At 70.3% G+C, this 24,739-nt stretch carries 1 protein-coding gene (only partly in view); it reads left to right on the top strand.

Annotated elements, in window-relative coordinates:
- Nucleotides 1–24,739: the 3' portion of a non-ribosomal peptide synthase/polyketide synthase gene (locus tag LTV02_RS23695; RefSeq protein WP_233033930.1), read on the top strand. It extends 19,952 nt beyond the left edge of the window; 24,739 of the gene's 44,691 nt are visible here — the last part of the coding sequence; the start codon falls outside the window, past its left edge; it ends in the stop codon at nt 24,737–24,739.

The following is a 24,739-nucleotide window of genomic DNA, read 5'->3' as shown; positions in this document are numbered from 1 at the left end:
CGGTATCGCCGCCACCGTCGGCGCGGTCATCGACCGCCACGACATGCTGCGGGCGCGCCTGCGCCGGGTGCCGGGCGCGGACTGGATCGTGGAGACGGCCGCCGTCGGCGCCGTCGACGTGGACGCGCTCATCGACCGCGTCGAATTCGATCCGGCCGCCACCGATGCCGAACTCGTCGAGATCGCCACCGCCGCACTGGATGCCACCCTCGACAAGCTGGACCCGACCACCGGCGTGGTGATCCGGTTCCTGTGGCTGGCTCCCGCTGCTTCCGATACCGCGAGCCCGCGTGCGGGCCGTCTCGTCGTCGCCGCGCACCACCTGGTGGTCGACGGCGTCACCTGGCGCATCCTGGTGCCGGACTTCGTCACCGCCTGGGGGCAGCTGTCCGCCGGGCAGACCCCGGAACTGGTCGCTCCCGCGACCAGCATGCGCACCTGGGCGCACGCGCTCGAGCGCGACGCCGCCACCGACGAGCGGGTCGCCGAACTCGCCTGGTGGCGTGGCGTCGTCGAGGGCCCGGACCCGCTGCTCACCACGCGGGCGCTGGATCCGGCCGTGGACGTCACCGCCGCCATTGAGAAGCATCGCGTCGAGGTGTCCGCCGAGGTCACCAAGTCGCTGCTCACCACCGTGCCCGCGCTCTTCCACGGCGGCGTGAACGACGGTCTGCTGACCGCGCTCGCGCTGGCCGTCGCGAAGTGGCGCGCGGACAAGGGAATTGCGGCCGACGACTCCGCGCTGATCCGCCTGGAAGGCCACGGCCGTGAGGAAGAGGTCGTGCCGGGCGCGGACCTGTCCCGCACGGTCGGCTGGTTCACCGCCATCTTCCCGGTGCGCTTCGACCTCGCCGGCATCGACGTGGACGCCGCGCTGGCCGGCGGCGAGGCCATGGGCCGCGCCATCAAGACGGTCAAGGAACAACTGCTCGCCGTGCCGGACAAGGGCATCGGTTACGGCCTGCTGCGCTACCTGAACCAGGCCACCGCCGACCAGCTGCCCAAGCAGCTGCCGGGCCAGGTCAGTTTCAACTACCTGGGCCGCGTCAACGAGGGCGATGTGCCGGACGCGCTGCGCGGTTTCGGCTGGATCCCCGCTCCCGAGCTGGGCGACCTGGCCGGCGCCTATGACGCCGATATGCCGGCCATGGCCCCGATCGACATCAATGCCATCGTGGTGGGCGACAAGCTGACCGCGAACATCGGCTACCCGAGCACCCTGCTCGGCGCGGCCGAGGTGGCCGAGTTCGCCACCGTGTGGACCGCCGCGCTGGAAGCCGTCGCGCACCACGCGGAATCGGCGCAGGCGGGCGGGCACACGCCGTCCGACTTCGGCCTGGTCCGGATCACCCAGCGCGATATCGACGGCTGGGAGCAGCGTTTCGGCGGGCTCACCCAGGTGTGGCCGCTGTCCGCGCTGCAGGCCGGTCTGCTCTTCCACGCCCAGCTGGCCGCCACCTCGGTGGACGTGTACACCGCGCAGGCGGTGCTCACCCTCACCGGCCGGGTGGACGGCGACCGCCTGCGCGCGGCCGCCCAGGCGCTGCTGGAACGCCACGAAATCCTGCGCACCGCATACGTTTCCGATGCCTCGGGCGTGCCGGTGCAGCTGGTCATCGACGGCGTGCACGTGGCGTGGGCCGAACATGACGTCACCGGCGCGCAGGACCCGGAGGCCGCGGCCGCCGAGCTCATCGCCGCCGATCGTATGCAGCGGTTCGACCTGACGGAGCCGCCGCTCATCCGCTACACCCTGGTCCGCGTCGAAGCGAACCGCTGGCAGCTGGCCGTGGCCAACCACCACATCCTGCTCGACGGCTGGTCCATGCCGCTGCTCATGCAGGACCTGCTGGTGCTCTACGCCACGCACTCCGACACCAGCGTGCTGCCGCCGGTGCGTTCCTACCGCCACTTCCTGGAATGGGTTGCGGCGCAGGACCGTACGGCCTCGCTGGACGCCTGGCAGCAGTCGCTGCGCGGCGTCTCCGAGCCCACCCTGCTCACCCGCCCGGATGCCGGCCGTGAGATCACGGCGCTGTCCGGCGAGCATTTCTTCGAGCTGGACGAGGCCGCCACCGCGCGCCTCACCGCCCTGGCCGCCGACCTCGGCGTCACCCCGAACACCGTGCTCCAGGTCGCCTGGGGCGTGCTGCTCGGCCGTCTCACCGGCCGCGACGACGTGCTGTTCGGCACCACCGTGTCCGGCCGCCCGGCCCAGCTGTCCGGCGTGGAATCGATGGTGGGCCTGTTCATCAACACCGTGCCGGTGCGGGTCGCCTTCGATCCGGCCGAACCGGTGCGCACCCTGCTCACCCGCACCCAGGGCGAACAGGCCGACCTGCTCGATCACCACTACATCGGTCTCGCCGACATCCAGTCGGCGGCGGGCATCGGCGGGCTCTTCGACACCCTGGTGGTGTTCGAGTCGTACCCCGTTGACGCCGAAGGCATTCAGGCGCAGGCCGCCGATATCGACGGCATGGCCGTCACCGGCCTGGACGCCGCCGACGCCACCCACTACCCGCTGACGCTCATCGCCCAGCTGGATACCCGCCTGCGCATTCGCGCCGGTTACCTGCGCGACCTGTTCGACGCGCAGACCGTGGAACGCATCGCCGACCGCCTGATCCGGGTGCTGCACGCGCTCACCACCGAACCCGACGCGGCTGTGGGCGATATCGAACTCCTCGACGCCGCCGAACGCGAACTGGTCGTCAGCCGCTGGAACGACACCGGCTTCGACGTGGACGCGACACTGCTGGAACTCACCGGCGGCGTGGTGGATTCGAGCCTGCGCCGCGATGTCGACGACGCCGCGGCCACCGGCGCGCTCACCCGCGTGCTCACCGCCTCCGGCGACGACGCCGACACCCTGGTCGCGCTGTTCGAAGCGCAGGCCGCGCGGACCCCCGACGCGACCGCCGTCAGCTTCGAGGGGACGAGTCTGTCCTACGCCGAGTTCTCCGATCGGGTGCACCGCCTGGCACGCTGGCTCATCGAACGCGGCGTCGGCGCGGAATCCTTCGTGGCGCTGGGCATGCGCCGCTCCCTCGACCTGGTCGTCGGCATGTACGCCGTCACCGTGGCCGGCGGCGAGTACGTGCCGCTCGACCCGGACCACCCGGCCGAGCGCATCGAATACATCCTGGCCACCGCCGATCCGGTCACCGTGCTGACCTCCGGCGAGGACCTGCCCATCGATACCGCGCAGGTGCGCATCGATCTGCTGGAGCTGTCGAGCTACTCGGCCGCGCCGCTGAAGGACTCGGAACGCCGGGCCCCGCTGCGCGAATCGAACAACGCGTACGTCATCTTCACCTCCGGTTCCACCGGCCGCCCCAAGGGCGTGGCGGTGCCGCACTCGGCCATCGTCAACCGCCTGGTGTGGATGCAGTCCGAATACGGGCTGACCGCCGACGACGTGGTGTTGCAGAAGACCCCCGCCACCTTCGACGTGTCGGTGTGGGAGTTCTTCTGGCCCTTGCAGATCGGCGCGAAGCTGGTCGTCGCCAAGCCGGAAGGCCACCGCGATCCGGCCTACCTGGCCGAGCTCATCGCTCGCGAAGGCGTGACGGTCACCCACTTCGTGCCGTCCATGCTCGCGGTGTTCGTGGCGGAATCCGCTGCCGCGCAGTGCACCAGCCTGCGCATGGTGTTCGCCTCCGGCGAGGCGCTCTCGCCCAAGCCCGCGCACAAGCTGCGCGAGCTGACCGGCGCGGAGCTGCACAACCTGTACGGCCCCACCGAAGCCGCCGTCGACGTCACCTACCACCGGGTCGTGGACGCCGACATCGATTCCGTGCCGATCGGCCGCCCGGTCTTCAACACGCAGGTCTACGTGCTGGATTCGCGCCTGCGGCCGGTTCCGGTGGGCGTCGCTGGTGAGCTGTACCTGGCGGGCGATCAGCTCGCCACCGGGTATGTGGCGCGCCCCGACCTCACCTCGGATCGCTTCGTGGCCAACCCGTTCGGCGAATCCGAGCGCATGTACCGCACCGGCGACCTCGTGGTGTGGACCGCGGACGGCGAACTCGACTACATCGGCCGCACCGACTTCCAGGTCAAGCTGCGCGGTCTGCGCATCGAGCTCGGCGAAATCGAATCCGCCTTGACCGCACTCGATGCCATCGCGCAGTCGGTGGTCGTGGTGCGCTCCGACGTGCACACCGGCGATCAGCTGGTCGCCTACGTGATCCCGGCCGCCGGGCGCGTGGTGGACAGCGAAGCCGTGCGCGCGGAACTGGGCGACGGCCTGCCCGCGTACATGGTGCCGTCCATCCTGATGGTGCTCGACGAGTTCCCGCTCAACGCCTCCGGCAAGCTGGACCGCAAGGCGCTGCCCGCGCCGGTGTTCGAGGCCGCGGTCTTCCGCGCCCCCGTCACCCCGGTCGAGCAGATCGTGGCCGGTGTATTCGGCGAGATCCTCGGCCTGGAGCGGGTCGGCCTGGACGACGACTTCTTCGCCCTCGGCGGCAACTCGCTCAGCGCCACCCGGGTCGCGGCCCGCCTGTCGGCCGCCCTGGACACCCAGCTGGGCGTGCGCGAGATCTTCGAGGCCTCCAGCGTGGCCGCCCTGGCCGCACGCGCCGAAACCCATACCGGTGCGGGTGCGCGCCAGGCGCTGACCGCGCAGGAACGCCCCGAGCGCCTGCCGCTCTCGCTCGCGCAGCAGCGCATGTGGTTCCTCAACCGGTTCGATCCCGAATCGGCCGTGGACAATATCCCGGCCGCCGTGCGGCTGTCGGGTCTGGTGGATCGCCAGGCCCTGCAGATCGCCGTCGCCGATGTGCTGGCGCGCCACGAATCGCTGCGCACCCGCTACCCGGAGATCGACGGCGCCGCCTACCAGGAGATCGTCCCGACCGGCCAGGTCATCCCCGACCTGACCCCGATCGAGGTCACCGAAGCCGGCCTGCCGCAGGCGCTTTCGGATCTGGTGCTGACCGGCTTCGACGTCACCGCCGAGGTGCCGTTCCGGGCCCGCCTGTTCGAGATCAGCCCCACCGAGCACGTGCTCGCGCTGGTGGTGCACCACATCTCGGCCGACGGTTTCTCCATGGGCCCGCTCACCCGGGATGTCATGACCGCGTACGGCGCTCGCGTCGAAGGCGGCGAACCGGGCTGGCGCGCACTGGAAGTCCAGTACGCCGACTTCGCCCTGTGGCAGCGCGCCGTGCTCGGCGACGAGTCCGACCCCGAATCGGTGATCTCCCAGCAGATCTCGTACTGGGGCGAAACCCTGCGCGGCCTGCCCGACCAGCTCGAACTGCCCGCCGACCGGCCGCGTCCGGCGGTGGCCTCGGGCCACGGCGCCACCCACGTGTTCACCATCGACGCCGAAACCCACGGCAAGCTGGCCGAACTGGCCCGCACCCGGGGCGCGACGCTGTTCATGGTGGCGCACGCCGCGCTGGTCACCCTGCTGGCGCGCCTGTCCGGGGAATCCGATATCGCCATCGGCACCCCGGTCGCCGGTCGTGGCGAGCGCGCGCTCGACGACCTGATCGGCATGTTCGTCAACACGCTGGTGCTGCGCACGCCGGTCGACGGCGGCGCGAGCTTCACCGAACTGCTGGAATCGGTGCGCGCCACCGACATCCAGGCCTTCGGTCACGCCGACCTGCCGTTCGAGCGCCTGGTGGAGATCCTCAACCCGGCCCGCTCGCAGGCCCGGCACCCGCTGTTCCAGGTCATGCTGTCGTTCCAGAACCAGGGCGTCTCCGAACTGGAGCTGCCCGGGCTCACCGTCAGCGGCGTGGACCTGCCGATCGACACCGCCAAGTTCGACCTGCAGCTGGTGCTGACCGAGCAGACCTCCGCGACCGACGCGGCCGGCAACGGCCACGGCGCGGTCCCGGCAGGCCTGACCGCCGAACTCATCTACGCCACCGACCTGTTCGACACCGCCACCATGACGGCGTTCGGACAGCGCTTCGCCCGCCTGCTGGCCGGCATCGCGGCGGAACCCGATCGCGCCCTCGGCGATATCGAGCTCCTGGACGCCGCCGAGCGCAAGCAGGTCGTCACGCACTGGAACAACACCGCCATCGACATGGGCCCGGCGGTCGTCGCGCTCACCGGTGGTTCGCGCCGGAGCAAGACGGACACCGCCGCGAACACCCTGATCTCGGTGTTCGAAGCGCAGGCCGCCCAGTCCGCCGCCGAAACCGCGCTCACCTTCGAGGGGACGAGTCTGTCCTACGGTGAGTTCGCGGGGCGCGTGCACCAGCTCGCCCGCAAGCTCGTCGAAGCGGGCGTGGGTCCGGACACTTTGGTGGCCTTGGGCATTCGCCGCTCCACCGACCTGGTGATCGCGATGTACGCGGTGCTGGCGGCCGGTGGCGCGTACGTGCCGCTCGACCTGGATCAGCCGGCCGACCGCATCGCCTACGTCATCGAGACCGCCGACCCGGTGGTCGTATTGACCACCGCGCGTGACGGTTTCGACCTCGCGGAATTGGCGAGCGCGGCGAATGCCGGCCAGCACCCCGCCGGGGACAGGTCGTCCGCAACAGCCGAGGTTCCGGCCGCGCTGCGTGGCACGGTCCTGCGTATCGATGAGCTGGAGCTGTCGGGTTACTCCGATGCGCCGCTGACGGATGCGGATCGGGTTGCGCCGCTGCGTGCTTCGAATGCCGCGTACGTGATCTTCACTTCAGGTTCGACCGGTCGCCCGAAGGGTGTGGCGGTCTCGCACGCCGCCGCGGTCAATCAGATCGCGTGGATCAGCAACGAGTACGGTCTCGATACCGACGACGTCGTACTGTTCAAGACCCCGCAGACCTTCGACGTGTCGGTGTGGGAGTTGTTCGCGCCCATCGCGACCGGTGGCCGCATGGTCATCGCCACCCCCGACGGGCATCGCGACCCGCAGTACCTGGCGGACGTGATCGCCGCCGAGGGTGTCACGCTGACCTCGTTCGTGCCGTCCATGCTCAGCGTCTTCGCGAGCAGTGTCGATGCCGCTCAGCTGACGTCGCTGCGCGCCCTGCTCATCGCGGGTGAAGCGTTCACTTCCGATGTGGTGCAAGCGTTCCGGCGGGTCAGCAACGCGCCGCTGCACAACCTCTACGGCCCGACCGAATTCACCGTCCATGCCACCTACGCCCCCGTCGCGGAGGATGTGCAGGGCGCGGTCCCGATCGGCCGCCCCGTGTGGAATGCCCGTGCCTACGTGCTGGATTCGCGTCTGCACCCGGTCGCTCCGGGCGTCGCGGGTGAGCTGTACCTCGCCGGTGATCAGCTCGCGCGGGGTTATGTCGGCCGCGCCGACCTGACCGCCGACCGCTTCGTGGCCAACCCCCTGGGTAACGGTGAGCGCATGTACCGCACCGGTGACCTGGTGCGCCGCACCGCCACTGGCGACATCGTCTACATGGGTCGTACCGACTTCCAGGTGAAGCTACGTGGCCTGCGTATCGAACTCGGTGAGATCGAATCCGCCTTGACGGCTTTCGATTCGGTCGGCCAGGCGGTCGTGGTCATGAATTCCGACCCGCGTACCGGTGACCGCCTCGTCGGTTATGTCGTGCCGACCGCCGCCGCGCTGGCTGCCGCCGGTGTGGCAGGTTCGGCGACCGGGACCGCTGCCGCTGCGGCTGATTCGGCCGCGCTCGCCGCTGCCGCGGTGGATACCGACGCGCTTCGTACCCACCTCGCCTCGCGCCTGCCGTCCTACATGGTCCCGGCCGCCCTCGTGGTGCTCGATGTCATGCCGCTCAATGCGAACGGCAAGCTGGACCGCCGGGCCCTGCCCGAGCCGGAGTTCGAGGCGCGCGAGTTCCGCGCCCCCTCGACCCCGGCCGAGGAGATCGTCGCCGCGGTATTCGCGGAGGTGCTCGGCACCGAGCAGGCCATCGGCCTGGACGACGACTTCTTCGAGCTCGGCGGCAACTCGCTGATCGCGACCCAGGTGGTGGCCCGCCTCGGCGCGGCCCTCGACACCCGGATTCCGGTGCGGGTGCTGTTCGAGGCTCCGACCGTCGCGGCGCTGGCCGCGCGCGTCGCGGCCGAGACGGGCACCGGCAGCCGTGCCGCGCTGGTGGCGGGGGAGCGGCCGCAGGAGATTCCGCTGTCGCTCGCCCAGCAGCGCATGTGGTTCCTGAACCGCTTCGACACCGCCTCGGCTGTCAACAACATCCCGATGGCCGTCCGCCTCACCGGCGATCTCGATATCGACGCCCTGCTCGACGCGGTCGGCGACGTCATCGAACGCCACGAGGTACTGCGCACCGTCTACCCGGAGAACGCGGAAGGCCGCGGCGTGCAGGTGATCCTGCCCGCCGACCAGGTCAGCCTCGCCTTCGATCCGCGCGCCGCCGCCTACGCCGACGCCACCGGCCTGACCATGGCCGAGGTCGACGCCGCCGCCGGCCGCCGCACCAGTCACGGCCTCGCGCCGATCACGGTGCCGGAAGCCGAACTGCGCGAACGTATCGCGGAGCTGGTGCTCACCGGCTTCGACGTGACCGCCGCGGTGCCGGTGCGGGCGGGCGTGTTCCGCGTCGCCGACGCCGAAACCCCCACGCACGTCCTCGTTTTCGTGGTGCACCACATCTCCGGCGACGGCTGGTCGGTGCGTCCGCTGGCCCGCGACATCATGGTCGCGTACGCGGCGCGCTCGAACGGTCTCGCACCGCAGTGGGCTCCGCTGCCGGTGCAGTACGCCGACTTCGCGCTGTGGCAGCGCGAGACCCTCGGTTCGGAGGACGACGCCGAATCGCTGATCTCGCAGCAGGTCGCCTACTGGTCGGACAGCCTCGCCGGGCTGCCGGACCAGATCGATCTGCCGTCGGATCGCCCGCGTCCGGCCGTGGCGTCCAACCGCGGTGGGGTGCACGAGTTCTCGATCGACGCCGACCTGCTGCGCGGCATGAACGCCCTGGCCCGCGAGCACGGCGCGTCGCTGTTCATGGTCGTGCACGCCGCCTTCGCGGCACTGCTGGCGCGCCTGAGCAACGGCGACGACATCGCCATCGGCACCGCGGTCGCGGGTCGTGGCGAGGCCGCGCTGGACGACGCCATCGGCATGTTCGTCAACACCCTGGTGCTGCGCACGCCGGTCGCGGGGGAGCAGAGCTTCACCGAACTGCTGGCCCGCACCAAGGAGAGCGACCTGGCCGCCTTCGGCCACGCCGACCTACCGTTCGAGCGCCTGGTGGAGATCCTCAACCCGGTCCGCTCGCAGGCCCGGCATCCGCTGTTCCAGGTCATGCTGTCGTTCCAGAACACCGGGGAGGCGAGCTTCGCGCTTCCGGGGCTGGAAGTCGCCGGCGTGCCCCTGGACGTGGTCACCGCCAAGTTCGACCTGCACCTCAACCTGACCGAGCGCATCGGCGCGGACGGCGTCGCCGACGGCATGGCCGCCGAATTCGCCTACGCCACCGATATGTTCGACGCCGCCACGGTGGCCGGGTTCTCCGATCGCCTGGTGCGCCTGCTGGCCGCCGTGGTCGCCGCCCCGGCCGCCCCGGTCGGCGATATCGAACTGCTGGACGAGTCCGAGCGCCGCCGGGTGCTGCGCAGCTGGAACGCCACCGAGTACGACGTGCTGCGCGTCGTGCGCGCGGGCAAGGCGAGCGCCGGTGAGGTCACCCTCGCGTCCATGTTCGAGACCCAGGCCGCGCTGACGCCGAACGCGCCCGCGCTGGTGTTCGAGGGGACGGGTCTGTCCTACGGCGAGTTCGCGACGCGCGTGCACAAGCTGGCCCGCCGCCTCATCGCCGAGGGCGTCGGCCCGGATTCCTATGTGGCCCTGGGCATGCGGCGCTCGCTGGATCTGGTGGTCGGCATGTACGCCGTCATCACCGCGGGCGGCGCGTACGTGCCGCTGGACCCGGATCACCCGATCGAGCGCAACACCTACGTGCTGGAGACCGCCCAGCCGGTCGTCGTATTGACCACCGCGCGTGACGGTTTCGAATCCGATGTGAAGACGCTGCGCATCGACGATCTGGATCTGCTGGAGTACCCCGGCGATCCGATCACCGATGCCGAGCGTCGCGCCCCGCTGCGCGGCGACAACACCGCCTACGTCATCTTCACCTCCGGCTCCACCGGCCGGCCGAAGGGCGTGGCCGTCACCCACACCGCCATCGTCAACCGCCTGGTGTGGATGCAGACCGAATACGGCCTGTACAACGACGACGTGGTGCTGCAGAAGACGCCCGCCACCTTCGACGTGTCGGTGTGGGAGTTCTTCTGGCCCTTGCAGATCGGCGCCACCCTGGTCATCGCCAAGCCGGACGGCCACCGCGATCCGGCCTACCTGGCCGAGGTCATCGTGCGCGAGGGCGTCACCACCGCGCACTTCGTGCCGTCCATGCTCTCGGTCTTCGTGGCCGAGCCCAAGGCCGCCGAAGTCACCACGCTGCACCAGGTGTTCGCCTCCGGTGAAGCGCTGCCGGCCCCGACCGCGCACAAGCTGCGCGAGCTGACCGGCGCGCGCCTGCACAACCTGTACGGCCCGACCGAAGCCGCCGTCGACGTCACCTACCACGAGGTGGAGGACACCGACACGCTGTCGGTGCCGATCGGCGCGCCGGTCTTCAATACCCGTGTCTACGTGCTGGATTCGCGGCTGCACCCGGTCGCCCCGGGGGTGGCGGGCGAGCTGTACCTGTCCGGCATCCAGCTGGCGCGCGGCTACGTGGCGCGTCCGGAACTGACCGCCGACCGGTTCGTCGCCGACCCGTTCCACACCGGCGAGCGCATGTACCGCACCGGCGACCTGGTGAAGTGGACCGGTGCGGGCGAACTGGAGTACCTGGGCCGCACCGACTTCCAGGTCAAGCTGCGTGGTCTGCGCATCGAGCTCGGCGAGATCGAGGCCGCGCTCACCGCCCAGGAGTCCATCGCCCAGTCCGTGGTCGTGGTCCGCTCCGACGATCGCCTCGGCGATCAGCTGGTCGGCTACGTCATCCCGGCCACCGGCCACACCGTCGACACCGATGCCGTGCGCGCCGCCCTCGCCGGCGACCTGCCCGGCTACATGGTCCCGGCCGCCTACGTGGTGCTGGACGCCTTCCCGCTCAATGCCTCCGGCAAGCTGGATCGCAAGCAGCTCCCGGCCCCGGTGTTCGAGGCCAAGGTGTTCCGCGCACCGTCCACCCCGATCGAGGAGATCGTGGCGGGCATCTTCGCCGATGTGCTGGGCCTGAACGCGGCCGGCGGCTCCGGCGGTCGCGTCGGTCTCGACGACGACTTCTTCGAGCTCGGCGGCAACTCGCTGATCGCCACCCAGGTCACCGCCCGCCTCGGCGCGGCCCTGGACACCCAGCTCGCGGTGCGCGACCTGTTCGAAGCCTCCAGCGTGGCGGCCCTGGCCGCCCGGGTGGAGCGCAATGCCGGTTCCGGCCGCCGCCCCAGCCTGGTGGCCGGGGAGCGTCCGGCGCAGCTGCCGCTGTCCCCGGCGCAGCAGCGCTACTGGTTCCTCAACCAGTTCGACACCAGCACTTCGGCGGTCGACAACATCCCGCTGGCGGTGCGGCTCACCGGCGCGCTGGACCTGAAGGCCATGCGCCAGGCCATCGCCGACGTGATCGCCCGCCACGAGGTGCTGCGCACGGTGTACCCGCGCTCGGCCGACGGCCCGCACCAGGTCATCCTGCCGACCGCGCAGACCGACCTGACGCTGATCCCGGAGGTCGTGACCGAGGCCGAACTGCTCGGCAAGATCATCGAATTCGCCATGACCACCTTCGACGTCATCGAAGAGGTTCCGCTGGCGGTCAAGATGTTCCGGGTCGAGGATGCCGAGACCGAAGAGCATGTGCTCGCGTTCACCGTCCATCACGTCTCCGCCGACGGCTCCTCCATGGGTCCGATGGCGCGCGACATCATGGCCGCCTACGTGGCCCGCGCCAATGGCGAAGCGCCGCAATGGCAGCCGCTGCCGGTGCAGTACGCCGACTACGCGCTGTGGCAGCGCGAGGTGCTCGGCGACGAAACCGATCCGGAATCGATCGCCGCGCAGCAGGTCTCGTACTGGACCCGCGCGCTGACCGGCCTCCCGGATCAGCTGGAGCTGCCCACCGACCGGCCGCGCCCGCCGGCGCAGTCGTTCCACGGCAAGGCGCTGCGCTTCGATATCGATCCCGAGCGTCACGCCAAGCTGCACGAGGTGGCGCGCGCCAACAACGCCTCGCTGTTCATGGTCGTGCACGCGGCCCTGGCGGTGCTGCTGGCGCGTCTGTCCGGCACCGACGACATCGCGGTCGGCACCCCGATCGCGGGTCGCGGCGAGCGCGAACTCGACGATCTGATCGGCATGTTCGTCAACACCCTGGTGTTCCGCACCCAGGTGGACGCGGGCGCGACCTTCGCCGAACTGCTCGCCGAGGTCCGCGAACGCGACCTGGAAGCCTTCGCCAATGCCGACGTGCCGTTCGAGCGCCTGGTGGATGTGCTCAACCCGGTCCGTTCCACCGCGCGCAATCCGCTGTTCCAGGTCGGCCTGTCCTTCCAGAACCTGGCCGAGACCGCGTTCGAACTGCCGGGGCTGCACGTCAGCGCGGTGCAGTTCGAATCGCAGCTGGCCAAGACCGACCTGCACGTGACGCTCTACGACCGGTACGCCGAGGACGGCGCGCCGGCCGAGATCCTCACCGAATTCGGTTACGCCACCGACCTGTTCGACGAATCGACCGTGCGGTCGTTCGCGGACCGGTTCGTGCGGGTGCTGGACGCGATCATCGCCGACGGCTCCATCACCGTCGGTGAGATCGACCTGCTCGACGAGACCGAGCACGAACGAATCCTGCGGCGCTGGAACAACACCGCGCACGAACTGGACGCGGTGTTCCCGAATGCCGCTGCCGCCACGCTGGTTTCGCTGCTCGACGCCGCCGTCGCCGCCGATCCCAAGTCGACCGCGATCGTCGCCGACCACGGCGACGACAGCGAACAGCTGACCTACCGCGAGCTCGACGCCCGCGTGAACCAGCTGGCCCGCGAGCTCATCGCGCGCGGCATCGGCACCGAAGACCGTGTCGCCCTGGCCATTCGCCGTTCGGTCGATCTGGTGGTGGCCATGTACGCGGTCGCCAAGGCCGGTGCGGCGTACGTGCCGATCGACCCGGATCAGCCCGCCGAGCGCGTCGGCTACATCCTCGAGACGGCAGCTCCCGCCGCCGTACTCACCACGGCCGCGGCCGGTTTCGAAACCGAGCTGGCCACGGTGCTGCGCATCGACGAACTCGACCTGTCCGGACACTCGGATCAGCCGGTCACCGATGCCGACCGCATCCGGAAGCTGACCCCCGCGAACACCGCGTACGTCATCTTCACCTCCGGTTCGACCGGTCGCCCGAAGGGTGTGGCGCTGCCGCACGCCGCCGTGGTCAACCAGTTGCTCTGGAAGGTCACCGAATTCGGTCTCGACCCGGCCGACGCGGTGCTGCTGAAGACCGCCGCGACCTTCGACCTCTCGGTGTGGGAGTTCTGGTCCGCCGCGGCCTGCGGTGGCCGCCTGATCATCGCCGCGCCCGACGGGCACAAGGATCCGGCGTACCTCAACGAGCTGATGGCGCGGGAATGGGTGACCACCCTGCACGTGGTCCCGTCCATGCTCGACGCCCTGCTCACCGACGGCCTGCCGGATTCGCTGTGGCGGGTCCTGGCCATCGGTGAGGCGCTGCCCGCACCGCTGGCCCAGCGCATGGTGCGCGAGCATCCGCGCACCGAGCTGTTCAACCTGTACGGCCCGACCGAGGCCGCGGTGTCCATCACCAACCACCGGGTCACCGAACGCGACGAGCAGACGGTGTCCATCGGCTCGCCCGAATGGAATTCCCAGGTGTACGTGCTGGATTCGCGTCTGCGGCCGGTGCCGGTGGGCGTGTCCGGCGAGCTGTACCTGGCCGGTGCGCAGCTGGCCCGCGGCTACTACGGCCGCGCGGACCTGACCTCGGATCGGTTCGTCGCGAACCCGTTCGCGGACAACGGTTCCCGCATGTACCGCACCGGCGACCTGGTGGCCTGGCAGGCAGGCGGGGAACTGGAATACCGGGGCCGCACCGACTTCCAGGTGAAGATCCGCGGCTTCCGCATCGAGCTCGGCGATATCGAATCGGCGCTGCTGCGACTGGACGCCGTCGCCTCGGCCGCCGTGGTCGCGCACACCGATCCGGTGCTGGGCGATCGCCTGGTCGCCTACGTGGTCGGCCAGGACGGCGAACCGGACAAGCAGCAGTTGCAGACCGCGCTCGCCGCCGAACTGCCGTCGTACATGGTGCCGTCGGTCTTCATGCCCCTGGACGCGCTGCCGTTGAACGCCAACGGCAAGCTCGACCGGAAGGCGCTGCCGGAGCCCACCTTCGAGAAGGCGGTGTTCCGCGCGCCGGTCACCCCGATCGAGCAGATCGTGGCCGGGGTCTTCGCCGACGTGCTGCGCGTCGAGTCCGGTCGCATCGGCCTGGACGACGACTTCTTCCAGTGGGGCGGCAACTCGCTGCTCGCCACCCAGGTGGCCGCGCGTCTCGGCGAGGCGCTCAACACCCGGGTGCCGGTGCGCCTGATGTTCGAGGCGTCCACCGTGGCGGCGCTGGCCGCCCGGGTGGAACAGGACGCCGGGGCGGGCGGCCGCAAGGCGCTCGTCGCCGGACCGCGCCCGGAGAACATCCCGCTCTCGCTCGCGCAGCAGCGCATGTGGTTCCTCAACCGCTTCGACCAGCAGTCCGCGGCCTACAACGTGCCCGTCGCGGTGCGCCTGACCGGTCTGCTGGATGTGGAGGCGCTGCGCGCCGCCATCGCCGATGTCGTTGCCCGCCACGAGATCCTGCGCACCATCTACCCGCAGACCGAGGACGGCGCGGTGCAGGTCGTGCTGCCGCCGGCCCAGGCCGTGCCGCAGCTCGAGGTGCGCACCGTGGCCGCGGACGATGTCACCGCGGCCGTGGTGGAACTGGTCTCCACGCCGTTCGACGTCACCGCCGAGGTGCCGTTGAAGGTGGCGCTGTTCCGCATCGAACCGCCCGCCCCGGCGGTCACCCCGCAGTCCAAGGCCGCCGCCCTGGCCGCGGCCTACACCTTCGACAATGCCGATATCGCCCCCACCGGTCAGTTCCCGGCCATCACGGGCGACACCGCTCCGCCCGCGGAATACGTACTGGCGCTGGTGATCCACCACATCTCCGGTGACGGATCCTCCGTGGCCCCGCTGACCCGCGATGTGATGACCGCCTACGCGGCCCGCTCCATCAAGCAGAAGCCGGGCTGGGCGGCGCTGCCCGTGCAGTACGCCGACTACTCCATCTGGCAGCGCGAACTGCTGGGCGACGAGGCCGATCCGGAATCGCTGGCCGCCAAGCAGGTCGCCTACTGGCAGCAGGCCCTGGCCGACCTGCCGGATCAGCTGGATCTGCCTTCGGATCGCCCGCGTCCCGCCGTGCAGTCCTTCGCCGGCGGCAAGGTCGAGGTGCGCATCGACGGCGAGATCCACCGGGCGCTGGTCGATCTGGCGCGTGCCGAGGGCGCGACGCTGTTCATGGTCGTGCACACCGCCCTCGCGGTGCTGCTGGCCCGCCTGTCCGGCACCGACGACATCGCCATCGGCACGCCCATGGCCGGTCGTGGCGAAGCCGTGCTGGACGACATGATCGGCATGTTCGTCAACACCCTGGTCTTCCGGACCCGGGTGCGGTCGGGCGCGTCGTTCACCGAACTCCTTGCCCGCCAGCGCGAAACCGACATCCAGGCCTTCGCCAATGCCGACGTGCCGTTCGAGCGCCTGGTCGAGGTGCTCAACCCGGTGCGCTCCACCGCGCGGCATCCGCTGTTCCAGGTCGGCCTGTCCTTCCAGAACCTGGCCCAGTCCAGCCTGGAACTGCCCGGCCTGACCGTGGCCGGACTCGATGTCGATTCCGGTATCTCGCAGTTCGACCTGCACCTGATCGCCACCGACCGGTACGACGAAACCGGTGCGCCGGTGGGCATCACCGGCATCTTCACCTACGCCACCGACCTGTTCGACGGGCCGACGGTGCAGGGCTTCGTGGATCGCTTCGTGCGCCTGCTCGGCGAGATCGTGGCCGCGCCGGCCACGGCCGTCGGCGACTACGAGATCCTGGCGCCGGCCGAGCGCGCCGAACTGGTGCTGGCGCGCAACAACACCGCGCATCAGCTGGGCCGGGCGGCCACGCTGCCGTCACTGCTCGATTCGATGGTCACCGATATCCCGACCGCGGTCGCGCTCATCGGACCCGACGGCGCGGTGCTGTCCTACGGCGAACTCGGCGATCGGGTGAATCGCCTGGCGCGGCACCTGATCTCGCTGGGCGTCGGCCCGGATCAGCGGGTGGCGCTGGCCTTCCGCCGCTCGGTGGATCTGGTCGTGGCCATGTACGCGGTGTCCGTCGCGGGCGGCGCGTACGTGCCGATCGATCCGGATCAGCCGGCCGATCGCACCGGCTACATCCTCGAAACCGCCGCCCCGGTGTGTGTGCTCACCAATGCCGACGCACAGTTCGCGACGCCGGTCGCGCCGGTGGTGCGGATCGACGAGCTGGATCTGAGCGAGGTCTCGACCGATTCGGTGCGGGACGCGGAACGCCTTGCGCCGCTGCGTCCGTCGAACACCGCCTACGTCATCTTCACCTCCGGCTCGACCGGTCGCCCGAAGGGCGTGGCGGTGCCGCACGCGGCCATCGTCAACCAGTTGCGCTGGAAGACCGCCGAATTCGGGCTCAGCGTCGACGACGCGGTGCTGCTGAAGACCGCGGCCACCTTCGACCTCTCGGTGTGGGAGTTCTGGTCGGCGGCCGTTTCCGGTGGCCGCCTGGTCATCGCGGCGGCCGACGGCCATCGCGACCCGGTGTACCTGAACGAGCTCATCGAGCGCGAACGGGTCACCACCCTGCACCTGGTGCCGTCCATGCTGGACGCGCTGCTGGTCGCCGCGCCGGACAACGGCGGCGTGCGCTCGCACACGCTGCGCCGGGTGCTGGCCATCGGTGAGGCGCTGCCCGCCGCGGTGGCGCAGCGCTTCCGGGCCGCCAACCCGGGTGCGCACCTGTTCAACCTGTACGGCCCGACCGAGGCCGCGGTGTCCATCACCACGCACCTGGTCACCGACGCCGATCAGGGTTCGGTCGCCATCGGCCTGCCGCAGTGGAACAGCCGGGTGTACGTGCTCGACGAGCGGCTGCGGCCGGTCGCCCCGGGCGTACCGGGCGAGCTGTACCTGGCCGGCGAGCAGCTGGCCCGCGGGTACTTCGGGCGCTCCGACCTCACGGCGGATCGTTTCGTGGCCAACCCGTTCGGGACGGCCGAGCGCATGTACCGCACCGGCGACCTCGTCGCCTGGAACGGCAACGGCGAACTGGAGTACCGGGGCCGCATCGACTTCCAGGTGAAGATCCGCGGCTTCCGCATCGAGCTCGGCGAGATCGAGGCCGCGCTGCTGGCGCTGCCGGAGATCGCGCAGACCGCGGTGCTGGCCAAGTCCGATCAGCGCACCGGCGACCGCCTGGTCGCCTACCTGGTCGGTACGGATATCGATGTGGCACAGGTGAAGTCGGCGCTGAACGCCGCGCTGCCGTCCTACATGGTGCCGTCCGCCTTCGTGGTGCTCGACGCGCTGCCGCTGAACGTCAACGGCAAGCTGGATCGCAAGGCGCTGCCGGAGCCGGAGTTCGAGGCCGCCGCCTTCCGCGCGCCCGCCACCCCGATCGAGGAGATCGTGGCGGGAGTGTTCGCCGAGGTGCTCGGCGTCGAGCGGATCGGCGCGGACGACGACTTCTTCGCGCTCGGCGGCAATTCGCTGCTGGCCACCCAGGTCGCCGCCCGCATCGGCGCGGCCCTGGATGCCCGGGTGCCGGTGCGCGCGCTGTTCGAGGCGTCCACCGTGGCCGGTCTGGCCGCCAGGGTGGAACAGCACGCCGGGGCGGGAGATCGCAAGGCGCTCACCGCCGGACCGCGTCCGGAACGGGTGCCGCTCTCGCTCGCCCAGTCGCGCATGTGGTTCCTGAACCAGTTCGACACCGCCTCGGCCGCCTACAACGTGCCCGTCGCCGTGCGCCTCACCGGTGCGCTCGACGTGGACGCGCTGCAGCGGGCCGTGGGCGACGTGATCGGCCGCCACGAGACGCTGCGGACCGTCTACCCGCAGGTCGACGGCACCGCCGCGCAGGTGATCGTGCCGGTGGCGCAGGCGATTCCGGATCTGACCCCGATCACCGTCGCCCCGGCGCAGGTGCTCGACCGGGTCGCCGGACTGGTCACCACCGGATTCGACGTCACCACCGAAGTGCCGTTGCACGCCAAGCTCTTCCGGGTCGAGGACCCCGAGCAGCCGGACGCCGTCGAGCACGTGCTGGTGTTCGTCACCCACCACATCACCGCGGACGGCTGGTCCATGGGCCCGCTCACCCGCGACGTGATGGTGGCGTACGCCTCGCGTGCCGCCGGCACCGAACCGGGCTGGACGCCGCTGCCGGTGCAGTACGCGGACTTCAGCATCTGGCAGCGCGAGGTGCTCGGCGACGAGGACGACGCGACCAGCCTGATCTCGGCCCAGGCCGAATTCTGGCGCGGCGCACTGGCCGACCTGCCCGACGAGCTGAACCTGCCCTCGGATCGGCCGCGCCCGCTGGCGCAGTCCTTCCGCGGCGGCCGGGTGCTGTTCCCGATCGACAGGGAACTGCATCGCGGTCTGCAGCGCATCGCGCGGGCCAATAACGCGACCATGTTCATGGTCGTGCACACCGCCCTCGCGGTGTTCCTGGCCCGCCTGTCCGGCACCAGCGATATCGCCATCGGCGCGCCCATCGCGGGCCGCGGCGAAGCCGAGCTGGACAACCTGATCGGCATGTTCGTCAACACCCTGGTGCTGCGCACCGAGGTGAACGGCCAGGACGGTTTCACCGAACTGCTGGCCCGGGCCAAGGACAGCGACCTGAAGGCGTTCGCGCACGCGGACATTCCGTTCGAGCGCCTGGTCGAACTGCTCAACCCCGAGCGGTCCACCGCGCGGCACCCGCTGTTCCAGGTGGCGCTGTCGTTCGAGAACCTGCCCGACAGCTCCTTCGAGCTGCCCGGGCTGCGGGTCGCGGCGGTCGATTTCGAGAACGAGGTCGCCAAGTTCGACCTCATGCTCACCCTGACCGAAGCGCGCGCCGACGACACCGACGCGGGCATGTACGCCGAATTCGGTTACGCCCGTGACCTGTTCGACCAGTCCACGGTGGAAGGGTTCGCGCAGCGATTCCTGCGCCTGCTCGGCGAGATCATCGCCGCGCCGCGCAAGGCCGTCGGCGATCTCGAGATCCTGGAGAGCGCCGAGCGCACCGACCTGATCGCCCGCACCGGCGGTCCGGCCATCACCCCGCGCGTGCTGCCGGACCTGCTGGCCGAGGCCGTCGCCAACAACCCGGTCGGCGAGGCGGTCGTCTTCGACGGCCAGGCCCTCGGTTACGCCGAACTCGATGCCGCCTCCTCGCGTCTGGCGCGGGTGCTCATCGAGCGCGGCGCCGGACCGGAAACCCGGGTCGCCGTGGCCATCCGGCGTTCGTTCGAATCGGTGCTGGCCATCTGGGCCGTCGCCAAGTCGGGCGCGGCGTTCGTGCCGGTCGATCCGTCCTACCCGGCGGACCGCATCGCGCACATGGTCAACGACTCCGGCGCGGTGCTCGGCCTCACCGTCGACGCCGAACTGGACGGGCTGCCGCCGGTCAAGAGCCTGGCGGGCTGGATCTCCCTGGACGATCCCATCGTGCAGGCCGAGATCGCCTCGCACTCGGCCGAACTCGTCACAGACGCGGAACGCTGGGGCGTGGTGCGGCCGGAGCACGTGGCCTACGTCATCTACACCTCGGGCACCACGGGCATGCCCAAGGGCGTCGTGGTCACCCACTCGGGTCTGGCCAACTTCAGCACCGAGCAGATCGTGCGCTACGACCTCGATTCCGGTTCGCGCGCACTGCACTTCGCGTCGCCGTCGTTCGACGCGTCGGTGCTGGAGTACCTGCTCGCCATCGGCGCGGGCGGCACCCTGGTCATCGTCCCGCCGGGTATCTACGGCGGCGAGGAACTGGCCGAGCTGATCAAGCGCGAGCGGGCCACGCACGCCTTCATCACCCCGGCGGCGCTGGCCACCCTCGATCCCAAGGGCCTCGACAGCCTGCGGGTGCTGGTCGCCGGTGGTGAAGCCGTACCGGCCGATCTGGTCGAGAAGTGGGCGATTCCGTTGGCGGACCGCATGATTCGCGCGTTCCACAACGGTTACGGCCCGACCGAGACCACGATCATGACGAACATCAGCGATGCGCTGACCCCGGGCGATCTGGTCACCATCGGTGGCCCGATCCGCGGTATGCGGTCGCTGATCCTCGACAGCCGCCTGCGCCCCGTGCCGGTCGGCGTCGCGGGTGAGCTCTACCTGTCCGGTATCCAGCTCTCCCGGGGCTACCACGATCGCCCGGGCCTGTCGGCCGAGCGGTTCGTGGCCAACCCGTTCGTGGACGGCGAGCGCATGTACCGCACCGGTGACGTGGTCCGCTGGACCCCCACCGGCGAAGTGGAGTACGTGGGCCGCAACGACTTCCAGGTCAAGGTGCGCGGCTTCCGTATCGAGCTCGGTGAGATCGACGCGGCCCTGGCCTCGCACGAGAGCGTGGACTTCGCGGTCACCGTCGGCCACAAGACCGACGCCGGGGCCACCATCCTGGCGGCCTACGTACTGCCGGTGGCGGGACGCTCCATCGACATTCCGGCGCTGACCGAGCACATCGCCGGTCGCCTGCCCGAATACATGGTGCCGACGGCCATCACGGTCCTGGACGCCATCCCGCTGACCCCGGTCGGCAAGCTGGACCGGCGGGCGCTGCCCGAACCGGTGTTCACCGCACGCGATTTCCGCGCCCCCGTCACCGAGATGGAAGCGCTGCTCGCCGAGGTGTTCGCCGATGTCCTCGGGCTCGAGCAGGTCGGCGCGGACGACTCGTTCTTCGCGCTCGGCGGCGACTCGATTCTGTCGATTCAGCTGGTCTCGCGGGCCAAGGCGCGGGGCGTGGTGTTCTCACCGCGCGATGTGTTCGAACAGCGCACCGTGGCCGGACTGGCCGAAGTGGCCACGCTCGCAGGCGATTCCACCCAGCAGCGCCTGGCCGAACTGCCCGGCGGCGGGGTCGGCGACATTCCGCTGACGCCGATCATGCACGCGATCCTGTCGAGTGGTTCGTCCTACGAACGGTTCTCGCAGTCCATGCCGCTGCGGCTGCCGGACGGTATTGATCGGGCCACCCTGGTCGGGGCCATCGAAGCGCTGTACGACCATCACGACGTACTGCGCTCGCGCCTGCGCGGGAACGCCACGGACGGTTTCGAATTCGAGGCGCTGCCCAAGGGCGCGGTCGACGTCGACGCCCTCGTGCATCGGGTCGAACTGCCCGGCGACATCTCCGACGAGGGGCTGACCAAGGCCGCCAGCGTCGAATTCGATGCGGCGCTCGGCCGTCTCGATCCGGCGAACGCGGCCATGGTGCAGTTCATCTGGTTCGCCTTCGGCGCGACCGCGGAAGGCGTCATCGCCCGCCGCGATGTGCTGCTGATCGTCGCGCACCACATGGTGGTGGACGGCGTCTCCTGGCGCATCCTGATCCCGGACCTGGGTCTGGCCTGGTCGCAGCTGGCCTTCGACCAGCCGCTCGAGCTGCCCGAGACCGGCACCTCCATGCGGCGCTGGGCGCACGCCTTGGTCGAGCAGTCGACCTCGGCCGAGCGCGTGGCGGAACTGCCGTTCTGGCAGCGGGTTACCGAGACGCCGGATCCGCTGCTGGGCTCGCGGGCGTTCGACCCGAAGGTCGACACCTTCGCCACCGTGGAGCGCGTCGAGGTCTCGGTTCCGGCCGAGATCACCGATGCCGTCCTGACCTCGCTGCCGGGCCTGTACCGGGGCGGCGTCAACGACGGTTTGATGTCGGCGCTGGCCATGGCCGTCGCGCGCTGGCGCGGCGAGACCGCGGGCGGTTCGGCGCTGATCAAGCTCGAGGGTCACGGCCGCGAAGAGGAAATCGTGCCGGGTGCGGATCTCTCGCGCACCGTCGGCTGGTTCACCGCCGCGTTCCCGGTGCGCCTGGACCTCGACGGCGCGGACCTCGGCGACGCCTTCGCGGGTGGAAAAGCCCTGGGCGACATCGTGAAATCGGTGAAGGAACAGCTCCTCGCGCTGCCCGACAAGGGTCTGGGCTGGGGCATGCTGCGCCACCTGAACCCGGAGACCGGTGCGCAGCTGCGTGACGTCGGCCAGATCAGCTTCAACTACCTCGGTCGCGCGTCCGCGGGCTCGGTGCCCGAGGGCATGGCCGATGTGGGCTGGGTGCCGGTGGACGATCTGGGCCGGCTCGACGGCGAGATGGACACCGACATGCCCGCCAACGCCACCCTCGACATCAATGCCATCGTCACCGACGGCGAGGACGGCCCGCAGCTGGGCGCGTCCTTCGCCTACCCGACCGGCTTGCTGGAGCGGGAACGGGTGCAGGAGTTCGCGGACCTGTTCGTGGCGGCGCTGACCGCGCTGGCCACGCACGCGCGACGGCCCGAGGCCGGCGGCTTCACGCCGTCGGACATGAACCTGGTTCAGGTGACGCAGCAGGACATCGAGGTCTGGGAGCGGGCCTACCCGAACCTGGCCGACGTGTGGCCGCTCTCGCCGCTACAGGGCGGTCTGCTGTTCCACGCCATGCTCACCCAGAACACGGTGGACGTCTACACCATTCAGGCGCTGCTGGATCTGGCCGGCACGGTGGACACCGAGCGGCTGCGCAATGCCGCGCAGGCCATCCTGGACCGGTACCCGAGCCTGCGGACCGCCTTCGTCACCGACGCGGACGGGCAGGCGCACCAGGTGGTGCTGGACAATGTGGAAGCGCCGTTCCGGGTGGTGGATCTGACGGATCTGCCGGAGCCGGAACGCAATCCGCGCATGCGTGAGCTCATCGACGCGGACCGGGCCGACCACTTCGACCTGACCGTCGCGCCGCTCATGCGGTTCATCGTGTTCCGGGTCGCCGAAGACCAGTGGCACCTGGTGATCACCACCCACCACATCCTGGTGGACGGCTGGTCCATGCCGCTGCTCATGCGCGACCTGCTGGTGCTGTACGCGGTGCGCGGCGACGTGTCCGCGCTGCCGCGGGTGGCGTCCTACCGGAACTACCTGGCCTGGCTGGCCGGGCGGAACCGGCAGGAATCGCTGGACGCGTGGAAGCGCGCCCTGGCCGGGGTCAGCGAGCCGACCACGCTCGCGCCCGCCCCGCGCAAGGACGAGCAGTACGAAATCGGCCGCTACACACTGGATATCGACGCCGAGCGCACGCGCCAGCTCACCAAGCGGGCGCAGGAACTGGGCGTCACGCTGAACACGCTGGTGCAGACCGCGTGGGCGGTGCTCATCGGCCGCCTCACCGGGCGCAGCGATGTGGTGTTCGGCGCGACCGTGTCGGGCCGCCCGGGAGACCTGGCGGGCGTGGAATCCATGGTGGGCCTGTTCATCAACACGGTGCCGGTGCGCATCCGGGTCGACGACCGCCTCACCATCGGCGGGCTGCTCGAACGCGTCCAGCACGATCAGGCCGATCTGCTCGAGCACCATCACATCGGGTTCAGCGAGATCCAGCGCCTGGCCGGACCGGGCGCGGAATTCGACACCCTGGTCGTGTTCGAGTCGTACCCGGTGGACAAGGACGCCATCGCGGCGGCCAGCTCCATCGACGGCATGTCGGTCAACGGCGTGGGCATCAACGACAACACCCACTACCCGATGAGCCTCACCGTCATGGCGGGGGCGACCATCGAGATCGCCATGCGGTACCTGGACAGCCGGTTCACCGCCGAAGAGGTCGAGATCCTCGCCGCGCGCCTGAACCGGGTGCTCGATACCCTGCTCGGCGATCCCAAGGGCCTGGTCGGCGACATCGACATCCTCGACGAGAACGAGCGCGCTCGGATCCTCGCCGAAAGCACCGTCGTCGCAACCGATTCCGAAGCGGCGCGGGTCGGCAACCGGACCGTCGCGAACGTGCTCGCCGAGGTCGTCGAAGAGGACCCGCAGGCTCCGGCGCTGCTGGCCGACGGTGAGGAAGTGGCCTACCACGTCCTCGACCGCCGCAGCTCGCAGCTGGCGCGCCTGCTCATCGACCGCGGCGCGGGCCCCGGCGACATCGTCGCCATCGCCCTCCCACACTCGGTGGACTCGGTGGTGGCGGTCTGGGCGATCCAGAAGGCCGGCGCCGCGGCGCTCTTCGCCCAGGGCCTGTCCCTCGGCGAAATCCTCGCCGCCGGAGCAGGTTTCGGCATCGCCGAAGAACCCGTCGAAGGCGCCGTGCGCTGGCTGGTCCCCGCCGACGCGGCCGTCAAGGCCGACCTGGCGGCCCGCCCCTCGCACCCGGTCTCCTACGCCGACCGCGTCCGCCCCCTGACCGAAGCCGACCCGGCTTTCGTCTACAGCGCACCCGACGGTTCCTGGGCCACCCTCACCCAGGCCGAAGCGCTGGACCGGGCCACCGCGCTCCGCACCGACCACGAGATCGACTACGAATCCACCACCTTCACCATCGCGGCCACCGGCCGCCCGGCCGTGGACGAATTCCTGGTCTCCGCCACCGCGGGCGCCCTCTCGGTACTCCCCACCGGCGACCTGGCAACCGACCTCGACGAAGGCGAGGTGACCCACTGGTTCGTGACCCTCGATGACCCGGTTGACCAGGCCGGGGACGAGATCCGGGTGGTTGCTGGATACTGA

The sequence above is a fragment of the Nocardia yamanashiensis genome, from assembly GCF_021183565.1.
Taxonomy (GTDB): domain Bacteria; phylum Actinomycetota; class Actinomycetes; order Mycobacteriales; family Mycobacteriaceae; genus Nocardia; species Nocardia yamanashiensis.
The sequence above is the reverse complement of the archived record's forward strand: the minus strand, read 5'-3'. Positions and strand labels throughout refer to the sequence as shown.